We start from the raw sequence: 20059 nt of genomic DNA, 5'->3' as shown, positions 1-20059 counted from the left end.
GATAGGGTATGGTTGAGATACAGTGACACTCTCGGAGGAAACGGAGAGAAACGGGGAACACAAACATCAACCTGTAGCCACTACGCCAGTGCTTTACTCTACAGTTGCTTACTTCTTTCCCAAAACTTTGACTACTGGGCTAATGGGGTCACTTCTCGATCCTTGAAACATTTCGATGGGGGAAGAGGGCGCCTCTTGTATTTCGGAAAACTTGACATTTGAGACTGAATGACTGTATATTTACTTCAAATGAAGTTTCCGGGTAAGGGAGGCAAGATGGAACAGTACACGCTGGTGAACAATGGAGATCAGTATAGCGGACAGTATGTCGCGGTGAAGTCTTTCGCCGACAGAACCGTGGTAAGCCACGGGTCTCAACCGGTAGAGGTTCTCAACGAAGCCAAAGAAAAAGGTATTGTCGACCCCGTTCTGATCTTCGTGCCTGAACAGAACATGATTCACATATACTAATACCGATCAGAAACTTTCCCTTCCTCGGCAACATGGACAGCCTGAAGCGTCCGTGGTTGCCGATCCAGATTATCAATCCCCATACAGGATTGTCCGTAAAAGTGCTCGGCTTGATAGACACCGGCGCAGATGACTGTTCTATACCGGCTACCTTTGCGGCGGCATTAGGGCATAACCTTGTCAATGGAATACCAAAACAGTTTAAGACCGCCGCCGGCCTCGCAACCGGGTACTCGCACACAACGAAAATAGAAATATATGATTTAAATGATAGGCTATTGTACGCAATCAACGAAACCCCTATCGACTTCATGCCGCAACTGCACATACCTCTTCTTGGAGTTCGTCAATTTTTAGATCGATTTGAACTGCACGTACACTACCCTAATAAAACATTCTCGATAAAGTACCCAACCTAAACATCGCACCTCTGCAGAAGTCAGCAAAGCACTTTCGCAAACTGGCTTGGTGATTGAAAAGGCATCCGCAGTTGTTCGGCATGAATGAGCGCGGTAACGGCAGAACAACTTCTTGGGGCCAGGTCTATATTGTTGCACTTGTAAGAAAGAGGGATGATAGGAACAACAAAGTGTCAGATTTTGCGTCGTGATAAATGTCGTATTGGTGTGCGGTGCGGGATCCTGTTGCCGTACGGTATTATTCAGTTGACAAAATTATAAGCCAGTTGTACAATTACGCCATGGATATTGTCGCAGATGCAAGTACGTTTCTCTCGGTAGCGCTGGAAGAGCCCGGATATCACGCTCTCATCGAAAAAACGCTTGGTAAGCGCATCGTTTCTCCAGAAGTGCTGCCCTATGAAATCGGAAACGCATTGATCGCCGGGAAAAAGAGAAAGCGGCATCAACTTACTGACAAAGACATTCACCTGGCTTATGCGCGCTCTCAACGCATTCCTGTAAGGCTTGTTCAAATTCGCATCGACGAGGCGTTGAAGCTGGCGCTCCGCTGGAACATTTACGCATATGACGCCTATTATCTGCAGTGCGCCAGGGAAAACGAGCTTCCCCTGTTGAGTTTGGACGGAAACATGCTCAAGATCGCGAAGGCCATGAAAATAACCGTGATGGAGTGACCCATGAAAGTGTATACCTATTCAACGGCGCGAGCCAGGCTCTCCTCTGTTCTCGAGGAGTCAAAGACGGAAGAGATCATAATCAAGCGCAGGAAAGGGGAACTGTATGCAGTAACGCCCAAGACGGCGTTTCTTCGCTCACCATTCGACATCCCAAGTTCCGGGCTGAAAACGAACGTCACTGCAGATGACATTGTCGGTATGGTACGCGAGTCTCGTGAGCGCCCCTATAAAACCCGTCGTCCATCACGCAAGGCGAAGGGAGCATCTTAGGGTCACCCAAAGGAAACTTGGGACGTTGTGCGCGAGTGTCATTGCTCATGGTAAATAGGATTCTCCAGGGCATCAACCTGAGCTATCATCATCCTGTCTCATCAGCCTCGTCGTTTCTTCATAAATCGTACGGCGCGGGCCGAGGGCGACTACTTCTATTTCTTTCACCATTGCGCGATAAATAATCCTGAACTTGCCGATCCTGAAGCTTCGATAACCTTTCAATTCCCGCTGAAGTGGTTTCCCTTCGCCCGGCTGCACACGAATCTGATCGAGGGCATCATGAATTCGTTTCTTCAATGCAGGATGCAGAGACCGGATGTATGCTGATATTCCTGCGGTTGTGCGGATCGGACGGCGGGTGCTCATCAGCGCGGGTTATCCTTTCAGGCCGGTAATGTCCTCGGTCCGATGATACACTCTTCCCTTTTTCTTTATGTTCTTTATACCGCGACGAATTTCCCGCGTGAATTCCTTGTCCGCGAGAATTTCCATCGTTTCCTTCCAGCCGTCGAATTCTTCGGGACTCATGATGACGGCGGCTGCGCGGCCGTTTCTCGTGACCGTTATCTCTTCATGCGTGGTATGAAGTTGTTCAACAAGTTTGCTCAGGTTGTTCTTTACTTCCGAAAGCGGCAATACCTTCATTGGACCTCCAGCGGCAATTAGCTATAATTCAGGCTATATTATAGCATTCAATAAAAGGGGAAAACAAGAAGAAAATGAAAGGAAGAGCTTTGGGAACGTAAAGCAGCTTCATACGATCAGGTCTTTTATTTTGGCATTCTCCCTTTTCCGGAAAATAGGGTCGTTAATGCGTGACGATTATTTAATTGGTCGAGTGAACAACTCGAAACCCGACACAATGTCGATTACTTTGATCGATGATCCTGACGTGGAATCATTCATTACCCGAGATCACCGCGAACAGTGCTATGTTATTTCGGTCGAGACTCTCAGGGCTGCTCAGGATACTGTGTCATGAACCGAACATTGTATTGAAAACGATGAGACGAATGATGTCGGGTTTCGCTCCTCTCTACCCGACCTACGGAACTGATCCTGACATGGAATCATGCAATACCCGGGATCGTCACGAACAGTGTTCTGTTGTTCCGGTCGAGACTCTCAGGGCTGCGCAGGGTGCTGTGTCATGAATCGAACAGAGCATTGAAATCGAAGCGACGAGTGATGCCGGGTTTCGCTCCACGCTACGTGAACGACTAACAGGGAGAGGCACGAAAAAATTCAAAGAGGTACCAAGGATCGTAGCGCCACATTATTGTCTTTTGATATATCCGCTTGTCATTCATAAACAGTGATGATATTATAGGTCGCAGAGAGTGGAATTCAGCACGCTCATGAGAAGCCATTTACCAAAAGTGCAGCCCGGCCTGACAAAAAATGGTAGAATGAAATTATGAAGAAAAGAGCCATATATGTTGATACTTCGGTAATAGGCGGTTGCTGCGACTTGGAGTTTAAAGAATGGTCAAACGGCATACTCAAGGATTTTCAGGAGGGTACGTTCAAATTGCTCTTGTCGGAACTTATTGATGCGGAAATCGAGGATGCGCCTGAAGAAGTCAAAAAGGTTTACATGAAATTCAGGCAGTGTACTGATAAGATTGTTACGCTTTCTTCTGAATCCATAGAATTAGCCGAGGCTTATCTTAAGCATAAGATATTGACGCATAATTATCGTGATGATGCCCGGCATATTGCAATCGCAACAGTCGCAGGCGCGGACCTCGTCGTCAGCTGGAATTTCAAACATATTGTTCATTTTGAAAAGATACAGAAGTTTAATGCTGTTAACATCGAGATGGGATACAAACCGATTTCCATCTATTCCCCGCGGGAGGTAACAACCCATGTCAGTAAAAGCAGTTGAAATGGTCCGTAAGATCAGAAATCAACATTACGAGGAAACGAAGAGTTTCTCGGTTGCAGAGCAGATTAAGTTCGTCAAAAAAAAATCCGACAAGCTTCAGAGAAAACTCAAGCCGCATCGTTCAACTGCGGACAGCCATCTTGTCGGCTCCAGCCGTTAGTTTATGAGAAACTAAAGGGACACCATTTCTTACGTTGTTTTAGCGGCGGCGCTTATGAAAGAAACAATGATCGAAACAGAGGTTGCCTACACGGTGGAACTGGGCGGACGCTTTTACATTATTGAGCACGTGCCGGCCAGGGTATGCCGGGAGACCGGAGAGCAGTATTTTTCTCCTGAGACAGTGGAACATATCCAGGCATTGATCAAGGGTGGGAAAAAGCCGGACAAAATGATCGAAACCCCGGTTTATGAATTCGTTTAGCGCCTGCCGCCGGCGGTTGAGTCGCCGGGGTCGTTTCTTTATCCTTGATACCGTCGCACTAAGCACCCTTCTTTTTTCTGAATATCGCAGTTGCAGAGTAACCCTGCCAGTAGCTGCTGTGCCCCCTCCGCTATCGACTTCATGCCGCAACTGCACATACCTCTTCTTGGAGTTCGTCAATTTTTAGATCGATTTGAACTGCACGTACACTACCCTAATAAAACATTCTCGATAAAGTACCCAACCTAAACATCGCACCTATCCGGGTTCAAACCGCCGCATCCCCGCCGGTCAGTTTCAGGAAGATCGGTTCACGAAGGTTTTCCGGTTTGCAAGCCTGCAAGCCGGCCAGCTATCAGGCGATTTGAATAACCGTGCTCCGATCAGGGTTTCGCACCCGGCATCTGCGCGCACTCATTGAAGATGCGCGCCGTGCAGACGCGGCACCGTTCCGGATCAAGCCGGGGAACTATCTTTTCTATCGCCTCTATCTTCGAACGGAAGATGTTTTCCTCGCCGATATGCTTTATGCATTCTCCGCGCTTCAACACATTCAGCACATCTCCCTTGAGCGAACAGAGATAGAGCTTTCTTCCGGTCAGATGAAGGCGGTGCGACTCCTCGGCTAGGGCTTCGCATCCGGCGGAGTCGATGAAGTTGATGCCGCTGCCGACGAGCAGGAGGTGGGCCTGTTCGGGACTCTGCCTTGTGATAGCGCGCATTTCCTGCGCAAAATGGTCGACCGCGCCGAAAAAGAGCGAGCCGTCCATCCGGATGATCTTGAGCTGGGGACATTCCAGCAGTGGCTTTTTCAGAATATTGGTGAAGCTCCGCCGGTCACTCTCGGGATCAGGGGCAAGCGTGATGAAATGCGGGTGGGACGTACGGTTGAGATAGAGCAGGAGCGAAAGGATCACGCCCACGTAAATGGCGAACTCCAGTTCCACGAGAAGCGTTGAGAAAAAAGTAACGGCAAGAACGGCTGCCTCGGAGGGGCTCGTTCTTATGATAGCCCTGAGGTGTCGAAAATCGATGAGATTATACGCGACGAGCAGGAGAATACCCGCCATGGAAGCGATCGGGAGATAAGCGGTGAGCGGAGCAATGAGCAGGAGGATAACGGCAAGGGCTACTGCGGAATAAACGCCGGACATCGGTGTTTTTGCCCCGGCTTCATAATTCAGTCCCGTGCGGGTGAACGAGCCCGACGAGGCATAGCTTGAAAAGAAGCTTCCCATAACATTCGAAAGACCCTGGCCGATGAACTCCTGGTTGCTGTCGATGCGCTGGTGAGAACGCGTGGCCACGGAGCGGGCGATGGAGACCGCCTCCGTCAGCCCGAGCATCGCTATCGCGAGCGCGGCCGGCGCCAGGAGACGCACGTCGGCTGTAGAAAGGTCGGGTAAGGAGAATGGCGGCAGGTGCGCGGGCAGGGATCCGACGAGCCGCACGCCGTGTTCGCCGCCTTTCATAAGAATGGCCAGGAGACTGCCGATGATCATGGCAAAGAGCATTCCCGGCCAGCGCGGAAGATATCTTCTGAACACCAGAGCGGCGATCAGTGTGACGAGTCCGATCGTGAGCACCGTGTAATTTATCTCAGGCAGACGGTGAACGAGGTCCGTCAGGACATGGATAAAGGCATGTCTTTTCGAGCCAGGGACACCAAAAAGATTACTGAGCTGGCTTGTTCCTATGAGGATGGCTGCGCCGGCGGTGAAGCCGACCACCACGGAATGGGAAACAAAATTAACGAGCGCGCCGAGGCGCGCCATTCCCAGCGAAAGCTGAAATATTCCGGCAAGGAAGGTGAGGGTGATCACCATCTGGATGTACTCCGCGCTGCCCGGAGTTGACAGGGGGCTGACCGTGGTAAAGATCACGATGGAAATGGCGGTCGTGGGCCCGGAGATGAGGTGGCGCGAGGAGCCGAACAGCGCGGCGATGATCGTCGGCACCATTGCCGAATAGAGTCCGTATTCAGGGGGCAGTCCGGCGATCATGGCAAAGGCAACGCCTTGGGGAAGAACGATGATCGCACCGGTAATGCCGGCAATGATATCGGCACGCGCAGTGCGGCGGTTGACCCGCGACCACCACTGGAGAAAGGGGAATAATTTTATCGCTTCCATGTTAGCTCCAGGGTTAAGGTACTTTATTTCGTCTCATCTTGAAGTTTGAGTCAAGTTTTAAACCATTCTTAAACCACCCCTCACCTTAATCCTCTCCCCTGATGGGAGAGGAAACTGAAGAATCCCCTCTCCCGAGGGGGAGAGGGCTTGGGTGAGGGGGTATTCATGTTTCAACGGTCTGAAGCAAAGTCTCGTTACACTATTTATATCGCCTCATCCCCGCCGGTCAGTTTCAGGAAGATCGGTTCCAGATGGCTTTCGGGCATGCTCGCCATGCGGCCGAGGTCTTCGACGCTGCCTTCCGCGATGATATCGCCCTTATTGATGATGGCGACACGGGTGCACATCTGCTCCACGATCTCGAGCGTATGCGTGGACATGAACACCGTGACGCCCTTTGCAGCGAGTTCCTTGAAGATGTCCTTCACGAGCCGCGCGCCGCGCGGGTCCAGGCCGACCATGGGTTCGTCCACCACCAGGACTTTCGGGTCATGCAGCAGGGCCGCGGCCATGACGAGGCGCTGTTTCATGCCGTGCGAGAAGTTCTCGACCAGTTCATCGGCCCATTCAGGAAGTCCGAACAGCTCGAGGAGTTCACTCACGCGCTTGCCCGGGCCACTCATGTCATACAGCTCGGCCACGAAATGCATGAATTCCTTTGCCGTGAGCTTTTCGTACAGGAACGGCCTGTCCGGTATGAAACCAGTGATGAACTTTGCCTTGATCGGTTCTTCCTGGACATCATATCCGCCGATAAGAATGCTGCCGTTGGTAGGCTGGAGCAGACCCGCCATCATCTTGATGGTCGTGGTCTTGCCCGCGCCGTTCGGGCCGAGGAAGCCGAAGATCTCGCCCTGCGCTATATCGAGATTGATCTTGTTCACGGCGGTAAGCTTGCCGTAATTCTTGGTGAGGTTGATGAGTTTGATCATAATCGCCATGCAACCACGGATGGACACGGATACACACGGATGAAAGACACCGGATTCCCGCCTTCGCGGGAATGACGGCTTTTATTCCGCAATCCGCATTCCGCATTTTATTTATATTCTAAAACTTCCACCTTCAGTTTCCCGACCAGTTTGATTATATCAGATTGCCGGTCGAGGTTTCCCGTGATAAATCGGATGTGCGTTGCGTCAGCGGGGAACTGGTTGAAGGTAGGATCAACCGGCATCCAACGGCCGACCCAGACCTCGGGCCAGGCATGGTAATAGAAACCTTTTTCCATATAGACAATACCGGCTGCCATGCGTGTCGGGATGCCGGCCGCACGGGCCAGTGCCGTATAGAGCGCGGTGTGCTCGTTGCAATCTCCTTCACGCTGGTTTAGGACTTCGAGTGCGCTCGGGATGCTGACGACGGGTTTTTTCGTCAAAGCGGTATATATCCAATCGTTCAGTTTTTTCGCGGCCGCATGGGCGTTCTTTTCGCCAGCCAGGATCTTCGCGGCCTGATCGATGATCTTTTTGTCGTCGCTCTGGATCAGCGCGTTCGGCAGCAGATATTCCGCAAGCTCCTTTCCGGAATAGGGCAGCCGATATGCCGCGGATAAGTCTTCCTTGCGGATCTCGATAACATCATTGGTAAGTGTCTGGCGATCGTTGTCCAGCTGGAAGCCCTGCAGAGGCACGCCTTTCAGCCGCGCACGCAGGTACGTTACCTTCGAGGATTCCTTTATCGGGTCAGAGGGGATCATGGTCAGCGTTATGATATCGACCACGGGGCCGCCCTTGTCGCGTTTCATCGCTTCGGTCTTGCTTTCCTTTAACAGACTATATCCGAGCGCGCTTTCTTCCTTGATCGTTTCACCGTCCTGCGTGATCCACGACGTGGTCTCCATGCCCTGGAATGATTCTTTCAGCTTGTAAATGGCCTGTTCGGTCTCACCGATCTTGATGCGTTCCTGCGACTCAATGGAAATGGTCGCCTCCTCGGTGCTCAGGGTAGCGGGATTGAAAAGGGGGAAGCGGTACGTTTTCCCCGTTTCCAGCCCCAGAAGCAGAATGGCCGGCTTGATGTTCGGCGAGAGGTAGGGCGGACGGGTGAGCCAGATCTTCTCGGTCCGCGTCTGGCCGCCCGTATTGATATCAAGGACAAGCTTGTTCTTGAGCACCGCGCCCTTGATCTTCATCAAGGTCAGATCCGATTGCAACGTGAAATCGAAATACTTGAGCAGGAAGTTTTTCGTGGTGTAGCTGTTGATGACCGTCCTGACGCGCTGCACCGAGCCGAGGGCGAGGATGTCCATCTCCATTTCCTCGGAGAGGTGATAGGTATCCGCTTCGGGGATGGTCCGCGTGTGCGCATAACCGATCTTTTTGCCCTGCTGGTAGATGCCGAACCATTCATCCGTCGAGCGTACGCCTTCTTGCGTGACCACGTCAAGGGCGATGACCGAGGAAGGACGGATGTACGTCCTCTCGATCAGGAGTCCGAGCATCACGAACCAGAAGAGCAGGATGAGTGTGCTGGTAATTTTTTTGAGCATAAGAGCCGTCTGAAAAAAATGAAATAACATGAGCGCGATTAAGAAAAGTTGTCATTCCCGAAGATTTTATCGGGAACCTGGTGTTAAACCATATCCCCGATAGGAGCATTCGGGGATGACATTCTATTCAGCATTCGCGCTATGTGTAATGCAATTATAAGGCTGTTGACAAGATATTATTCTTCGGGCAAATGATAATGTATCTTATTACGCATTCATATGGTAGCCAGAAATACAGACATTGTCAAATACGATTCGATCGCACCTGGAGCACTATCAAGGAGTCAAGGCCATTTTTTACAAAATAGACTATTGTTGATACATTTTTGTTGTTCGTTTAATTATGTTGTTGTATGATGCGTAAAATCCGGATGAACGGTTTCAACATAATATTCCGCAAAGAATGAAAATAGCGGCTCTCTTATGGAAATAGCTCGAATATATAGCATTTACGAAAAATTACGGAAGTTTCTCATTAATCCGCAAGAGCTTTTTCTGGTGGTGTCCATCGAGACACAGACGCTTTTTGTCTGCGCGAACGACACTGTTGTCGAGCGATACGACTGTTCCACCTCCCGCTTCGGCACCGGCATTCGGGAAAACTCGCTGAAAACACCGCCCGGTGTTCATAGGATCAGGGAAAAGTTCGGCGCCGGGGCGCCGGCGGGGCGTGTTTTCAGAGACCGCGAAGATACGGGGGAGGACTGGGATCACAGTCTGACCGGAGAGAATCTGATCCTGACCCGCATTCTCTGGCTCGAAGGCCTTGAGCAGGGGATCAATAAGGGCGCGGGGGTGGATTCGTATGAGCGCTATATCTATATTCACGGCACCGGCCGGGAGGATCTCATCGGCATACCCCTGTCGCACGGGTGCGTGTGCCTGCGCAATCTCGACGTTATTCGTTTGTTTGAAACGGTCAAGGAAGGCACGCTCGTCTACATAGATCCTCCGCCTGTCGTTATCAGCGAACACCGATGCAGCAGCGTCCATTTTACCGGTATTTTCGGCAGCGGCATGAGCGCGCTTGCACAGTATCTGCGCTTCCAGGGGACCACGGTCTCGGGTTCCGATCGTTTTCATGCGAGCGAGGATACCGCCTCCATCCGGCGATCGCTTGAAGGGCTGGGGTGCGCCATTGTTCAGCAGGACGGCTCGGGTGTCAGTGCGGATACCGATGTGGTCTGCGTCTCAACCGCGATTGAAAACGCTAATCCCGACATCGCTGCCGCGCGCAGCCTTGGTATTCCCATTATCCATCGATCCGATCTGCTTGCCGCGATCATCGCCGAAAAAAAGACGATTGCCGTCGCCGGCACCAGCGGCAAGTCAACCGTGACCGCGATGATATTCGAATTCCTGACCGCATGCGGTCAATCGCCCTCGCTCATAAGCGGCGCGGCCTTGCGCAGGCTCGAACGGCAGGGGCTTATCGGCAATGCCTGGAGCGGCGGTTCCGATCTCCTGGTGGTGGAGGCGGACGAAAGCGACGGATCGCTTGTCAAATATTGCCCCGAGGCCGCGGTGTTCCTGAATATCTCCAAGGACCACAAAAGCGTTGACGAGATAAACACGCTTTTCGAAAAACTGGCTTCACAAACGCCCTGGACGGCATCGAATGCCGACGATCCGATCCTTGCTTCTCTTCCCTCAACCGTGAGCTTTGGCCGGAATGGCGCCGGCTCGTGGCGTCCGGACCGGGAAGAGCTCTTGCCTGCCTCGGTCAAACTTTTTAAGGGTGGCGTTGTATATCATCTGCCGCTTCCGGGTGATCACAATCTTGAGAACCTGCGCGCCGCGCTCTGCGTGTGCGACCATTTCGGTTGCGAACAAACTGCGCTTGTTGATGCGGTAAAGAACTATGAAGGCGTGGCCCGGCGCTTTTCCATGACCCGGACAAGGCAGAACGTGCAGGTGGTCGACGACTTTGCGCATAATCCGGTAAAGATAGCGGCTGCCATGAGCGCGGCGCGAGGCCTTTCCAACCGCATTCTTGCCGTATACCAGCCGCACGGGTTCGGTCCGACCCGGTTCCTGAAGAATGAATACATCGCGACCTTCCGGACCGCCTTCCGGCAGAATGACTCGCTCTATCTCCTGCCGATCTATTATGCAGGAGGCACGGCGCAAAAAGATATTTCCTCGGACGATATCATACAGGGTCTTGGTCCCTTGGCATTCAACGCGCGCGCGGTCAGCAGTCGGGATGAGTTGCTGACCAGATTAAAGGCCGATGCGCGATCAGGAGACTGCGTTCTTCTCATGGGAGCACGGGATCCTTCGCTGTCAGCGTTGGTAAAGAAGATCGTGGATATGTTTGGCGGGGAAATGAAAGAATCATAAAATCTCACCCGCTTCGCCTCTCGATCCACCGGTGACCGCGTATTGCGAGGACTTCTCCTTACTCTCCTTGTGGTAAGAAGCCCAACGGCGCCATACATGTTTTCCTTCTTAAAATCTCTTCGCGACACCGGCGAGATAAGTAATATCGGTTTCCGGCTTGTTCAATCCTGCCTTTATGCCTGCATCTAAATCGAGGCTCTCTGTGATCGAATAAACAACACCGCCGAGCAAAAAGGCCGGATCACTATTTGACCTCTTGTCAGGATTTCTCTCCATACCGATATTTGCGACAGCCGTCAGGCCTGTGATGATGTCCACCTGCGAGGCGAGGGAAACGTGCCAGCGGTCTTTCCGGTTCGCTTCTTCATCCAGCCGCAACTTGTATTCATTGCGCAGGAAGCCGATATTTACATGAAACACCCAGGGCGCAATGTCCCTGGTGATGATGAAAAACGCGGTGTACGACGCTTTTCCGTTTCCGAGGCCCTTGTTTTCATCACCGCTCGGCAGCGTGATGCCCGGTCTCAGCGCGAAACTCCACCCGTCTTTTTCATGGAATCTCCATTTCAATTGAATGGATGCGTCCGATATCCCGCTCTCCGTGGTCGTCATTCCGTCCTGCATTGTCTCTCTTCGCAGGTATGAAATTCCAAGGACGAGGTCCGCGGTATCGGTGATCCCGTAGGACAACACCGGCACGGTCGGCGCCATGAGGCTGTTCATCGAGGCCCCGTCTTCGCGGTCATGTCCGTACTCAATGACAAACTCAAGCTGGGCCTTCCCCGTTGTTTGAGTACCCGTGTCGTCGGTAATCAACGGATGGGATGCGAAGGATTGACCAGCGGTGATCAACATCATGAATATTGGCAAAAGAATCCGTTTAACCATATTCCCTTCTTCCGCTCTGATCACGAGAGCAAAGCGGTGACCCACAGTCCGGCCTGAGAGATGATGGGTAATCAGGTATCAAAGCTCCCCACATGTCCCATCTCGTTCAGGGAGTTGAGGTGATGCATCATCTTATCCGTTCATTAGAAGGGGATGCCCATGAGCAAACGGACCTCCCGGTCGTTCGATTTGTTGTTCAAGCCGAAGACAGCTCCGATATTCGCCCATATCCTAGCGCCGCTCCAGGCGAGGGTCGGTCCTGCCGCGTACGTGTGGTCCTTGAAATTGCCCTTGGACTCCACGCCCAGCCTGAAGGCGGGGCTCACTTCGTAGCTGACGCCGGCCGCATAGGCGTTCTCAGCGCTCGAACCGTGCTCGTACTTCTTCTGGAAGATCTGGTTGTACGCAATGTTCAGCTTGCCGAGGTCCTTAGCCAGGACCAGCTTGCCTTCGAATTCGCTTGCTTCGCTCGTGCTCTCGGCATGCTCGGCATAAAGAAGGATGTCCACGGGAAGTCGGTCCTTTTCCGCGACCCGGTACCGGAGACGCACCTTGAAACCCTCATAGGTGAAGGCCCCGCCTGCCGGCTGTTCGAAGACCTGGTAGAGCGCGGCGTCCAGGTGGTCCGTGATGCCGTATTCGATCTCAACCTGCTGCTTCCAGTCGCTCGTATTGCTCGTCTTTTGGTCTCGTGTCACCGATGTCTGATAAATCTCTATCTCCGCGCTATCCCTGGCAAGGGTGGAGTAGTCGTAGGTCCAGACATAGCCCTTCAGGTCTGCCATTGCCGTGGTCGTCCATACCAGGAGTATTGCTGTTGCTGCGAACGTGATGGTTCTCATTCTTTTCAACATGTTGCCATCCTTTCTTGACGTTTTTTATGCCTCGCCCCGATGTCCCGAGATTTTCGAGGCAGGGTGGAGGAGTGAAGTGATATTGATAATCATTATCAATAAACACGGAATTAATACCACCTCGCCGTCCTCTTGTCAATACCTAATTTTGCATATGACAAAAAAAACGTTTACCTACCGGACAGCTCGATGAACTCTTGGCCAGATTGCCTGCCAATGCGGGATCAGCTCACGGTGCTCTTCTCATGGTCGCACGGGATCCGTCGCTGCCTGCTTTGGTAAGAAACGTTGTGGAACTGTTCGGCGGGGATAGCGATCAGAGAAGCTGAAACCGGAGAACTCTATTGACAATGGCCGGAGCTGGTTATACAATAATGGCAATTAGTTAAACTTACCCATGCAGAGGTTAGATTGCCATGTCCACCGTTAGAACGCTTGCCAAGGGCCAGATCGTCATTCCCGCCGTGATGCGAAAAAAATACCACATCGAGCCTGGCACGGAATTGCAGATCATGGAGTACGGCGGCATAATCTACCTGGTCCCGCCCGTCAAGGATCCCATCAAGGCGGCCCAGGGATCCTTGCCGTCACGCCCCTCCCTGGCAGGGCAGTTGCTCCGGGAGCGCAGGAGCGACTACAAGTGACCCCGAAGGGCCCGCTCCTGTTCGACAGCCACGCGCTCCTGAAGTTCTTCCAGAAAGAACCCGGACATGAGCAGGTTGCGCGGCTTCTTGAGGACGCGCAGCGCGCGCGGGTGAAGAAGCTTCTGTGTGCCGTCAATCTTGGCGAGATCATTTATATCACCAAGCGGGCCTTCGGCGACCAGAAGAAGATAGCGGTCCTGGCGCATATCGAGCGCCTTGGATTCACCGTGCTACCCGTTCCGAACAACCTCATCTTCCGGGCTGCGGAATACAAAGCCGATTACAGTATTTCCTACGCCGACTGTTTCGCACTCGCAGCGGCGATCGATCAGAAGGCAAGCATCGTAACCGGGGACCCCGAGTTCAGGAAGGTGGAGCATCTGGTGAACGTAGTGTGGATCAGATAGTCCGCGACTTCGACCGTAGACTCTGCTGACACCCATGACCCCGAAGGCTTGATTCTATTCCCCGGGAGATCCCATGCCTGAATATGAAGGCGTTGTCATACGGCCTCCCAGCGAGGCCGACAGCCTGATCCTCCAGTACACCATCGGGTGTTCCCACAACCAGTGCATCTTTTGTCCCGCGTATAAACAGAAGCGGTTCCGTATCCGCAGCCTCACCCAGATGGAGCAGGACATTCGCTCCTGTCTGCCGGCCTACGCTGACACGCGGCGGATATTCCTTGCCGACGGCGACGCGCTCGTTGCTCCTGTTCCGGACCTACTCGCGCTCTTCTCGCTTCTGCATACCTCGTTTCCCAGGCTCCAGCGGATTGGGATGTATGCGAACACAAAGAACATCCTGGGTAAGTCGATTGAGGAACTACGGCAGCTCCGGGAAGCCGGGCTCGGCATCCTGTACCTCGGAATCGAGAGCGGGGACGATGAACTGCTCACGTGGATGAAAAAGGGCGCGACCTCCGCGGAGATGGCCGATGCCGGCCAACGCGTCAAGGATGCGGGAATCAAGCTCTCGGTCACGGTCCTGCTCGGGATCGGCGGGACAGACAGGAGCGTCGAACATGCCCGGCTGACCGGAAAGCTGCTTTCCGCCATCGATCCCGATTATGTGGGCGCCCTCACGACCATGATCGTGAAAGGTACGCCCCTCTATGTTCTTCAAGAACAGGCCGGGTTCCGGCTTCCTTCCGCATTCGCCATCCTTGCAGAACTCGCGGAGATGATCAGCCACACCGAGATGACCCGCGGTCTGTTCTTCGCGAACCATGCCTCGAACTATCTTCCTGTCCGCGTCCGCATGCCCGCTGAGCGCGACAAGGCTGTTCACATGATCCGGACATTCGTGCGGGAGGGCGATACAGGGCTCCTGAAGCCGGAAGGGATGAGGAGGCTGTAAGAGAAGGTTCGTCAGCAAAGAAAGCACGGGAACTGTTTGGCGGGGAAATGAGAAGGTCCTAAACGACACCTATTCATCGGGACGTTAAACAAGCAGGCGATTTTACGATTGTTTTCGATGCGTGCTTATTTGCCGCACGTCTTTCCGATCAGCACAGAGCACGGTGCATGGATAAGGACGTTTTTCGATACACTCCCCATCATACCCTGCATTCCCCGCAGTCCCCGGCAGCCCACTACGATGACGTCCATATCCCCGGACGCTGCAGCGCTCACGATCTCCGTGGATGGATCTCCGGCCTTCGAGAGGATGGAGATGGCACGAAATTTTTTGCCGAGAGACGTTTTCGCCTCTTCAAGGGTCCTTTCCGATTCTGCAAAGTCGCGGGTCCTGGCGCTTGCCACGGTCTCCCTGATCTGGTCGCTGATCTCCAGGGCAAATCGTTCCGGAAGGTCGGAGAAACCCGACGCGATGACGTGAAGGATCGTCACTTCCGCGTTGTCGGGAAAGGGGATGGACGATAAAAATTCGCCGGCTGCCCGGGCATAGGTGGAACCATCAGACGCGAACAGTATCTTCAGCGGTCCGGGCGACCGTTTCTTATCGCGTTTGATCACCAGGACCGGCAGCGAGGAATGTGCCGTGACCACCCGCGTCACGCTCCCGAGAAAGGCAGACGCGATCCCTTTGATGCCCCGCGCACCCATGGCAATGAGGTTCGCGTTCGACGATCGGGCCGCGTTCAGGATACACTCGTCAGGCGCGCATTCGCCCGGGGAAAATTCGCTGATATCGACGCTGATGCCCGCCTGAACAGGCTTGAGAATGGCCACTGCCGAATCGAGGATCCTGGGTGCGAGCTCCTTTTTTACGGACTGGAGCGTATCAAAGTGGAATTTCCGGTCTTCCGGGAACGGGAGCGCGTAGATGGCGTGAAACACGGTGATGGAGTCCTGCGGGGACCAGTTGATGCGGGTCAGAAACCTGGCAGCGTTATCAGAGTATTCAGAGCCGTCCGTTGCGAGTAGGATTCTCACGGTTGCACCTCTTTCTGCTGATCAACAGCTCTTATGCAGCAAAGCGCATTACAAGCGCCCTCATTATACCGTTTCGTGATTATTTTTATTATAGCAGGATTCCCGGGCCCCGCCGGGGTCACGTTGGGTGCCCCCGATGTTCTGGTGACAGGTCCTCTGTTCATAGGTAGTGTTCAGCACGGGTGACCCTGTCGCTTTGCTATTGTTGAACGATCTTTTCTACGATCTCCTTGACCTTTTCCGCCTCAAAGGGCTTGATGATATAATGATGGGCGCCCGCCTTCATGCATTCCTTGACCTTGTCGAGGGAGTCGAGCGCGCTCACCATGAGGATCTTGAGATTTTTGTCCAAAGCACGAAGGAACCTCAGTGTTTCTATGCCGCCGAGCTGCGGCATGATAATATCCAGCATCACGATGTCCGGGGAGAGCGTCTTGACCATGGAGATTGCTTCGATTCCCGTTCCTGCCTCGCCGACCACTTCGTAATGTAATTTTTCGAGTATCTCCCGCAACGATTTCCGTATCTGGGGTGAATCATCTACAATAAGTATTTTTACCGGCATGGATTAATCCTCTCAATCATTTCATATTTCGGGTGGCCCTCAGAAGCTCTTCAATGGTGGTTATACCAGCAAGGACCTTCCTGATTCCGTCGAATCGCATGTCTTTGAAGCCGCTTTTCAGCGCTTGCTGACGCATCATTTCCGTGGACCCCCGGGCTGTGATCAATTCACGTATCTTGGAATCAATGACCATGATTTCGTAGATGCCCGTTCTTCCCGAATAACCCGTTTTTTTGCAATCTTCGCACCCGGTCCCCCGGTGGAATTTGACGCCGTCCATGGAAGCGCCGAGGCCTAAGATGTCCAGTTCCCTCTTTGAAGGAGTGAATTCCTCGCTGCATTTTCGGCATATCTTTCTGACCAGCCGCTGGGCTACAATGCCGAGCAGGGAAGGAGCAATGAGGAATGGTTCGACGCCCATGTCGATGAGCCTGGTGATGGAACTTGCCGCGTCGTTGGTATGCAGCGTGCTCAGCACGAGGTGCCCCGTCAGCGCGGATTCAGCGGCGATCGATGCGGTTTCGGGGTCCCGTATCTCTCCTATCATGATTATGTCGGGGTCCTGTCTCAGGATCGATCTCAAGGCGTTCGCAAAAGTAAGGTCCTTTTTGGGATTGATCTGAATCTGGTTGATGAGGGGAAGCTGGTATTCCACAGGATCTTCAACGGTGACGATGTTGTCTTCGATGGAGTTGATCTCGTTCAGCGCGGCATAGAGCGTTGTTGTCTTGCCGCTTCCCGTGGGGCCCGTTACGAGTACTATTCCATACGGCTCCTCTATCAATTGCCGCAGCGTCTCAAGGTTCTTTTCAGACATGTTAAGGTCATCGAGGTTCAGGCTCTGCGCGTTCTTATTGAGCAGCCTCAGGACCGCTTTTTCCCCATAAATTGTCGGAAGGGTCGAGACGCGGATATCGACTTCATTGCCCTCAATCTTTATCTTCACCCTGCCGTCCTGCGGCTTTTGCCGCTCCGAGATATCGAGCGAAGAAAGTATCTTGATCCTCGAAACCACGCCCTTGTGCATGGACTGAGGGTACGTCGCCACTTCGCTCAGGATTCCGTCGATCCTGCACCTGATGACAAGTTTGTCCTCACGCGGTTCCACGTGGATGTCGCTCGCCTTCTCCAGGACGGCATCGATCAGCATGCGGTCCACGACCTTTACCACCGGAAGGTCCGCGCCGGCCTTTCTGAGCTCATCGACCTCGATCCTGCTGATCCCGGGGGATTCCATCTGTCGGGACAACTCGCTCTGTTCCGTTTCCACCTGCGTTGAATAGTTCCTGATTATCGCCTTGGTGATCTCGAGATAGGGTGCGATTACGGGGATGATCTTGCTTTTGGATTGCGCGCCGACCGCATCGAGAAGGCTTATGTCCGTGGGGTCCGATATCGCGATAGTGAGTTCGTCGCCGATCTTAAAAAGAGGAATGATATTGAATTTCCGAACGATCTTTTCCGGGACCAGGTCGATCACTTCCGGTTTTATTTTCATGCCTTCAAGCCGCATGACGGGAAGATTGAACTGTATCCCGAGGGCCGTCGCTATATCGGATTCCGTTACATATCCAAGATCTATCAGATAACTCCCTATCTTTTTTGAGTCCGCGCCTTTTTTCTGCTGCTCTTTGAGAGCATTTTCAAGCTGCTCCCTGGTTATAACGCCCTTTTCGAAGAGAATATCGCCAATTTTCAGATTAAACGCTCGTGTCACCATATTTATTCTTCATTCCTTGAATTGAACATTTCGTTGACCGCATCCTGGGACACCTGTTCTTCATCCGCGCCGCTTTTTTTCTTTGTCTTACCGCTCTTCACATCGGATCGGGAATCGGTAAGTTCTCTTAGATCTGCAGCGGAATATTTTTCGGTTGCCAGCTCCACGCGCGGTTCTTCGCCGGCTGCGTTTGTCTGCGCAGCAAACGACACGCCGCAGCCTCCGCAGTATTTGTCGGAAACCAGGTTATTGAAACCGCATTTTTTGCAGAAGCTCACAATCAGCGAGCCGCATTCACTGCAAAAGTTCCTTCTTTCCAGGTTCACGGCCGAACATTTTCCGCAGATAATCATAATGATATAGTATAACATCATGTATAGGCTAAGTAAAGTTGAATTGTCAGTGCCGGGGGAGAATCGACTCACCATACCGGTTAGCGGAACTATATCCCCGTAACGTTGCGGCCATCCCGATAAGTACCCGGGTTTCCTTATGTTGAAGGTCGCACCGCCGCAAAAAAAATCTCCAGGCATATCCCCATTTCCCACTCCCGGATGTATAATAGTCTCAACGATATTCTGTTCTGATCCGGAACAAAGGAGGGTTCACTCATGAAACAGCTTGCAAAGTACGCGGACCACGCTTACGCATTGATGCGCATCATGGCGGGATTCATGTTCTCGTTCCACGGCGCCCAGAAGATCCTGGGTGTGCTTTCCGATTTTCAGCCGCCGGTGGGGTCACAGCTCTGGTTCGGCGGTGTCATCGAGTTGATCTGCGGCCTGCTGGTGATGGCGGGCTTCCAGGCCCGATGGGCGGCTTTCCTGGCCAGCGGCCAGATGGCTGTGGCGTATTTCCAGTTTCATTGGAAGTTCCAGCTCGGACCACAGTTTTTCCCCATCGTGAACAAAGGCGAATTGGCCGTTCTCTATTGCTTTGTTTTTCTCCTCATTGCTTGTCAAGGGGGGGGCAAATGGAGCCTGGACAAAACTGATTAAGGTGAGGAGTGCAGGGGCTGAATTAAATTAAGAAAATAACTCGCCGTTACTGCACCGGAGCAGACGCCCGCGCAGCGAAAAGAGATAGTGTAAAAGGATGTCCCATGAGGTCTGTTGTAACGATATTACTTCTTCTCACGATGGCCATCACGGTCCCCGGTTGTCACCAGGAGACCGAGCAGGACAAGGTCGGAAAGGTCATTACTGAAATCCAGAAGGCGGCTGAAGAGAAGAAAGTTAAGAATATCATCAACAACCTCTCGAAGACCTATAACGATCCGCAGGGGTTCAACTACGACACGATCAAAGGGTTTTTACTCGGCTATTTTTTCCGCTATCCGAAGATATCCGCCTATATCACCAATCTCGAGATATCTGTTCAGAACACATCCGCCAAAGCGTTATTTCAGGCTGTCCTGACCGGCAGAAGCGATACCGGGTCCTCGGTGCACCTGCTGCCGGAGTCGCTCGGCATGTATGCTTTCGTTGTAGAGATGAAGAAAGAACCGGATGGATGGAAGGTCACCTCAGCCACCTGGGAGCGAATGGGGGAAGGCGGGAACAGCGGAGGCCGATGATCCGGGTTTAAAAACTTTTGACTTTATCCGCCTCCTGTGATATAAAGACAACCACATAGAGCACGATCACATCCAGGCGAAGGGAATCCCGTTTAAATCGGGAGCGGACCCGCCGCTGTAATCCCGGCCTCGCTGAACGCGAAGCCTTTATCTCTGTCGGTTAAAGCCACTGGTCACGCACGGCGTGACTGGGAAGGCTGACAGGGGTGGGAGAGCCAGAAGACCTGTCTGGATGTCCTCGCACAGTCTTCGGCGTTAAGATAATGTGTGGGTTAATATTTTCTATTAATCC

At 52.7% G+C, this 20059-nt stretch carries 24 protein-coding genes and 1 riboswitch; of the genes, 13 read left to right on the top strand and 11 right to left on the bottom strand.

What is annotated here, in order from left to right:
• The first annotated feature begins 276 nt into the window (after positions 1–276).
• From M0R70_14100 to M0R70_14085, 4 genes are all read left to right on the top strand, one after another.
• The gene (locus M0R70_14100) at positions 277–471 is read left to right on the top strand and encodes a DUF5678 domain-containing protein (GenBank protein ID MCK9420499.1); all 195 of its coding nucleotides are present in this window, start codon (positions 277–279) and stop codon (positions 469–471) included.
• 32 nt (positions 472–503) lie between these two features.
• A complete protein-coding gene (locus M0R70_14095; GenBank protein ID MCK9420498.1) occupies positions 504–890 on the top strand; it encodes a retroviral-like aspartic protease family protein in 387 nt (128 codons plus the stop codon).
• Between the two features lie 281 nt (positions 891–1171).
• Entirely contained in the window at positions 1172–1567 is a 396-nt protein-coding gene (locus M0R70_14090) for a type II toxin-antitoxin system VapC family toxin (GenBank protein MCK9420497.1), read from the top strand.
• A gap of 3 nt (positions 1568–1570) precedes the next feature.
• On the top strand, positions 1571–1840 hold the full coding sequence (locus M0R70_14085) for a prevent-host-death protein (GenBank protein MCK9420496.1): 270 nt from the start codon (positions 1571–1573) through the stop codon (positions 1838–1840).
• A 72-nt stretch (positions 1841–1912) separates the two neighbouring features.
• On the opposite strand, the gene M0R70_14080 is transcribed toward M0R70_14085, so the two are convergent.
• Positions 1913–2140, bottom strand: a complete 228-nt coding sequence (locus M0R70_14080) for a type II toxin-antitoxin system RelE/ParE family toxin (protein MCK9420495.1) — start codon at positions 2138–2140, stop codon at positions 1913–1915.
• A gap of 78 nt (positions 2141–2218) precedes the next feature.
• Positions 2219–2488: a type II toxin-antitoxin system Phd/YefM family antitoxin gene (locus M0R70_14075; GenBank protein ID MCK9420494.1), complete on the bottom strand. Its 270-nt coding sequence runs from the start codon at positions 2486–2488 to the stop codon at positions 2219–2221.
• 772 nt (positions 2489–3260) lie between these two features.
• Between M0R70_14075 and M0R70_14070 the strand changes: the two genes are divergently transcribed.
• Genes M0R70_14070 through M0R70_14060 form a run of 3 tightly spaced genes read left to right on the top strand, consistent with a single transcriptional unit; the run spans position 3261 to position 4158 of the window.
• Positions 3261–3734: a hypothetical protein gene (locus M0R70_14070; protein MCK9420493.1), complete on the top strand. Its 474-nt coding sequence runs from the start codon at positions 3261–3263 to the stop codon at positions 3732–3734.
• Entirely contained in the window at positions 3715–3894 is a 180-nt protein-coding gene (locus M0R70_14065) for a hypothetical protein (GenBank protein MCK9420492.1), read from the top strand. The genes M0R70_14070 and M0R70_14065 overlap by 20 nt, the downstream gene beginning before the upstream one ends.
• Before the next feature lie 54 nt (positions 3895–3948).
• Complete coding sequence (locus tag M0R70_14060) at positions 3949–4158, top strand: YgiT-type zinc finger protein (GenBank protein ID MCK9420491.1); 210 nt, start codon at positions 3949–3951, stop codon at positions 4156–4158.
• A gap of 383 nt (positions 4159–4541) precedes the next feature.
• Here M0R70_14060 and M0R70_14055 read toward each other — a convergent pair whose 3' ends face one another.
• The 3 genes from M0R70_14055 to M0R70_14045 all read right to left on the bottom strand — a co-directional run bounded on the left by M0R70_14055 (position 4542) and on the right by M0R70_14045 (position 8781).
• The gene (locus M0R70_14055; GenBank protein MCK9420490.1) at positions 4542–6290 is read right to left on the bottom strand and encodes a SulP family inorganic anion transporter; all 1749 of its coding nucleotides are present in this window, start codon (positions 6288–6290) and stop codon (positions 4542–4544) included.
• Positions 6291–6493: 203 nt separating this feature from the next.
• On the bottom strand, positions 6494–7222 hold the full coding sequence (locus M0R70_14050; GenBank protein MCK9420489.1) for an ABC transporter ATP-binding protein: 729 nt from the start codon (positions 7220–7222) through the stop codon (positions 6494–6496).
• A gap of 107 nt (positions 7223–7329) precedes the next feature.
• Positions 7330–8781 (bottom strand): transglutaminase-like domain-containing protein, encoded by a 1452-nt coding sequence (locus M0R70_14045; protein MCK9420488.1) that lies wholly within the window; start codon positions 8779–8781, stop codon positions 7330–7332.
• 423 nt (positions 8782–9204) lie between these two features.
• Between M0R70_14045 and M0R70_14040 the strand changes: the two genes are divergently transcribed.
• The gene (locus M0R70_14040) at positions 9205–11124 is read left to right on the top strand and encodes a L,D-transpeptidase family protein (protein ID MCK9420487.1); all 1920 of its coding nucleotides are present in this window, start codon (positions 9205–9207) and stop codon (positions 11122–11124) included.
• 108 nt (positions 11125–11232) lie between these two features.
• Here the strand turns inward: M0R70_14040 and M0R70_14035 are convergent, their stop codons facing one another.
• Together M0R70_14035 and M0R70_14030 are read right to left on the bottom strand one after the other, a co-directional pair.
• Positions 11233–12012 carry a transporter gene (locus M0R70_14035; protein ID MCK9420486.1) on the bottom strand — a complete coding sequence of 260 codons (780 nt, stop codon included), beginning with the start codon at positions 12010–12012 and terminating at the stop codon, positions 11233–11235.
• A gap of 143 nt (positions 12013–12155) precedes the next feature.
• Complete coding sequence (locus M0R70_14030) at positions 12156–12866, bottom strand: hypothetical protein (GenBank protein MCK9420485.1); 711 nt, start codon at positions 12864–12866, stop codon at positions 12156–12158.
• A gap of 416 nt (positions 12867–13282) precedes the next feature.
• On the opposite strand from M0R70_14030, the gene M0R70_14025 reads away from it, so the two are divergent.
• From M0R70_14025 to M0R70_14015, 3 genes are all read left to right on the top strand, one after another.
• Positions 13283–13510, top strand: a complete 228-nt coding sequence (locus M0R70_14025) for an AbrB/MazE/SpoVT family DNA-binding domain-containing protein (protein MCK9420484.1) — start codon at positions 13283–13285, stop codon at positions 13508–13510.
• Entirely contained in the window at positions 13507–13917 is a 411-nt protein-coding gene (locus M0R70_14020; protein ID MCK9420483.1) for a type II toxin-antitoxin system VapC family toxin, read from the top strand. The genes M0R70_14025 and M0R70_14020 overlap by 4 nt, the downstream gene beginning before the upstream one ends.
• Positions 13918–13990: 73 nt before the next feature.
• On the top strand, positions 13991–14869 hold the full coding sequence (locus M0R70_14015) for a radical SAM protein (GenBank protein ID MCK9420482.1): 879 nt from the start codon (positions 13991–13993) through the stop codon (positions 14867–14869).
• 125 nt (positions 14870–14994) lie between these two features.
• On the opposite strand, the gene M0R70_14010 is transcribed toward M0R70_14015, so the two are convergent.
• From M0R70_14010 to M0R70_13995, 4 genes are all read right to left on the bottom strand, one after another.
• Positions 14995–15906: a universal stress protein gene (locus M0R70_14010; protein MCK9420481.1), complete on the bottom strand. Its 912-nt coding sequence runs from the start codon at positions 15904–15906 to the stop codon at positions 14995–14997.
• A gap of 199 nt (positions 15907–16105) precedes the next feature.
• On the bottom strand, positions 16106–16471 hold the full coding sequence (locus tag M0R70_14005) for a response regulator (GenBank protein ID MCK9420480.1): 366 nt from the start codon (positions 16469–16471) through the stop codon (positions 16106–16108).
• Positions 16472–16487: 16 nt separating this feature from the next.
• On the bottom strand, positions 16488–18191 hold the full coding sequence (gene tadA / locus M0R70_14000) for a Flp pilus assembly complex ATPase component TadA (protein ID MCK9420479.1): 1704 nt from the start codon (positions 18189–18191) through the stop codon (positions 16488–16490).
• A 2-nt stretch (positions 18192–18193) separates the two neighbouring features.
• Positions 18194–18724, bottom strand: coding sequence for a hypothetical protein (locus M0R70_13995; protein ID MCK9420478.1), 531 nt, complete (start codon positions 18722–18724; stop codon positions 18194–18196).
• 78 nt (positions 18725–18802) lie between these two features.
• Between M0R70_13995 and M0R70_13990 the strand changes: the two genes are divergently transcribed.
• Positions 18803–19189, top strand: coding sequence for a DoxX family protein (locus tag M0R70_13990; GenBank protein ID MCK9420477.1), 387 nt, complete (start codon positions 18803–18805; stop codon positions 19187–19189).
• A 104-nt stretch (positions 19190–19293) separates the two neighbouring features.
• Positions 19294–19767, top strand: coding sequence for a hypothetical protein (locus tag M0R70_13985; protein MCK9420476.1), 474 nt, complete (start codon positions 19294–19296; stop codon positions 19765–19767).
• 57 nt (positions 19768–19824) lie between these two features.
• Positions 19825–20014, top strand: a riboswitch (cobalamin riboswitch).
• Positions 20015–20059 lie beyond the last annotated feature (45 nt).

The sequence above is a fragment of the Nitrospirota bacterium genome (assembly GCA_023229435.1).
In the GTDB taxonomy this organism is placed as follows: domain Bacteria; phylum Nitrospirota; class UBA9217; order UBA9217; family UBA9217; genus JALNZF01.
This window is presented reverse-complemented; position numbering and strand designations above follow the sequence as displayed.

Coding starts and splice junctions, on each gene's coding strand:
- M0R70_14065 (MCK9420492.1), top strand. CDS start 3,715: ATGTCAGTAAAAGCAGTTGAAATGGTCCGTAAGATCAGAAATCAACAT.
- M0R70_14085 (MCK9420496.1), top strand. CDS start 1,571: ATGAAAGTGTATACCTATTCAACGGCGCGAGCCAGGCTCTCCTCTGTT.
- M0R70_14035 (MCK9420486.1), bottom strand. CDS start 12,012: ATGGTTAAACGGATTCTTTTGCCAATATTCATGATGTTGATCACCGCT.
- M0R70_14045 (MCK9420488.1), bottom strand. CDS start 8,781: ATGCTCAAAAAAATTACCAGCACACTCATCCTGCTCTTCTGGTTCGTG.
- M0R70_14015 (MCK9420482.1), top strand. CDS start 13,991: ATGCCTGAATATGAAGGCGTTGTCATACGGCCTCCCAGCGAGGCCGAC.
- M0R70_14100 (MCK9420499.1), top strand. CDS start 277: ATGGAACAGTACACGCTGGTGAACAATGGAGATCAGTATAGCGGACAG.
- M0R70_14040 (MCK9420487.1), top strand. CDS start 9,205: ATGGAAATAGCTCGAATATATAGCATTTACGAAAAATTACGGAAGTTT.
- M0R70_14090 (MCK9420497.1), top strand. CDS start 1,172: ATGGATATTGTCGCAGATGCAAGTACGTTTCTCTCGGTAGCGCTGGAA.
- M0R70_14050 (MCK9420489.1), bottom strand. CDS start 7,222: ATGATCAAACTCATCAACCTCACCAAGAATTACGGCAAGCTTACCGCC.
- M0R70_14025 (MCK9420484.1), top strand. CDS start 13,283: ATGTCCACCGTTAGAACGCTTGCCAAGGGCCAGATCGTCATTCCCGCC.
- M0R70_13985 (MCK9420476.1), top strand. CDS start 19,294: ATGAGGTCTGTTGTAACGATATTACTTCTTCTCACGATGGCCATCACG.
- M0R70_14075 (MCK9420494.1), bottom strand. CDS start 2,488: ATGAAGGTATTGCCGCTTTCGGAAGTAAAGAACAACCTGAGCAAACTT.
- M0R70_14095 (MCK9420498.1), top strand. CDS start 504: ATGGACAGCCTGAAGCGTCCGTGGTTGCCGATCCAGATTATCAATCCC.
- tadA (MCK9420479.1), bottom strand. CDS start 18,191: ATGGTGACACGAGCGTTTAATCTGAAAATTGGCGATATTCTCTTCGAA.
- M0R70_14030 (MCK9420485.1), bottom strand. CDS start 12,866: ATGTTGAAAAGAATGAGAACCATCACGTTCGCAGCAACAGCAATACTC.
- M0R70_14070 (MCK9420493.1), top strand. CDS start 3,261: ATGAAGAAAAGAGCCATATATGTTGATACTTCGGTAATAGGCGGTTGC.
- M0R70_14055 (MCK9420490.1), bottom strand. CDS start 6,290: ATGGAAGCGATAAAATTATTCCCCTTTCTCCAGTGGTGGTCGCGGGTC.
- M0R70_14005 (MCK9420480.1), bottom strand. CDS start 16,471: ATGCCGGTAAAAATACTTATTGTAGATGATTCACCCCAGATACGGAAA.
- M0R70_13995 (MCK9420478.1), bottom strand. CDS start 18,724: ATGCCTGGAGATTTTTTTTGCGGCGGTGCGACCTTCAACATAAGGAAA.
- M0R70_13990 (MCK9420477.1), top strand. CDS start 18,803: ATGAAACAGCTTGCAAAGTACGCGGACCACGCTTACGCATTGATGCGC.
- M0R70_14060 (MCK9420491.1), top strand. CDS start 3,949: ATGAAAGAAACAATGATCGAAACAGAGGTTGCCTACACGGTGGAACTG.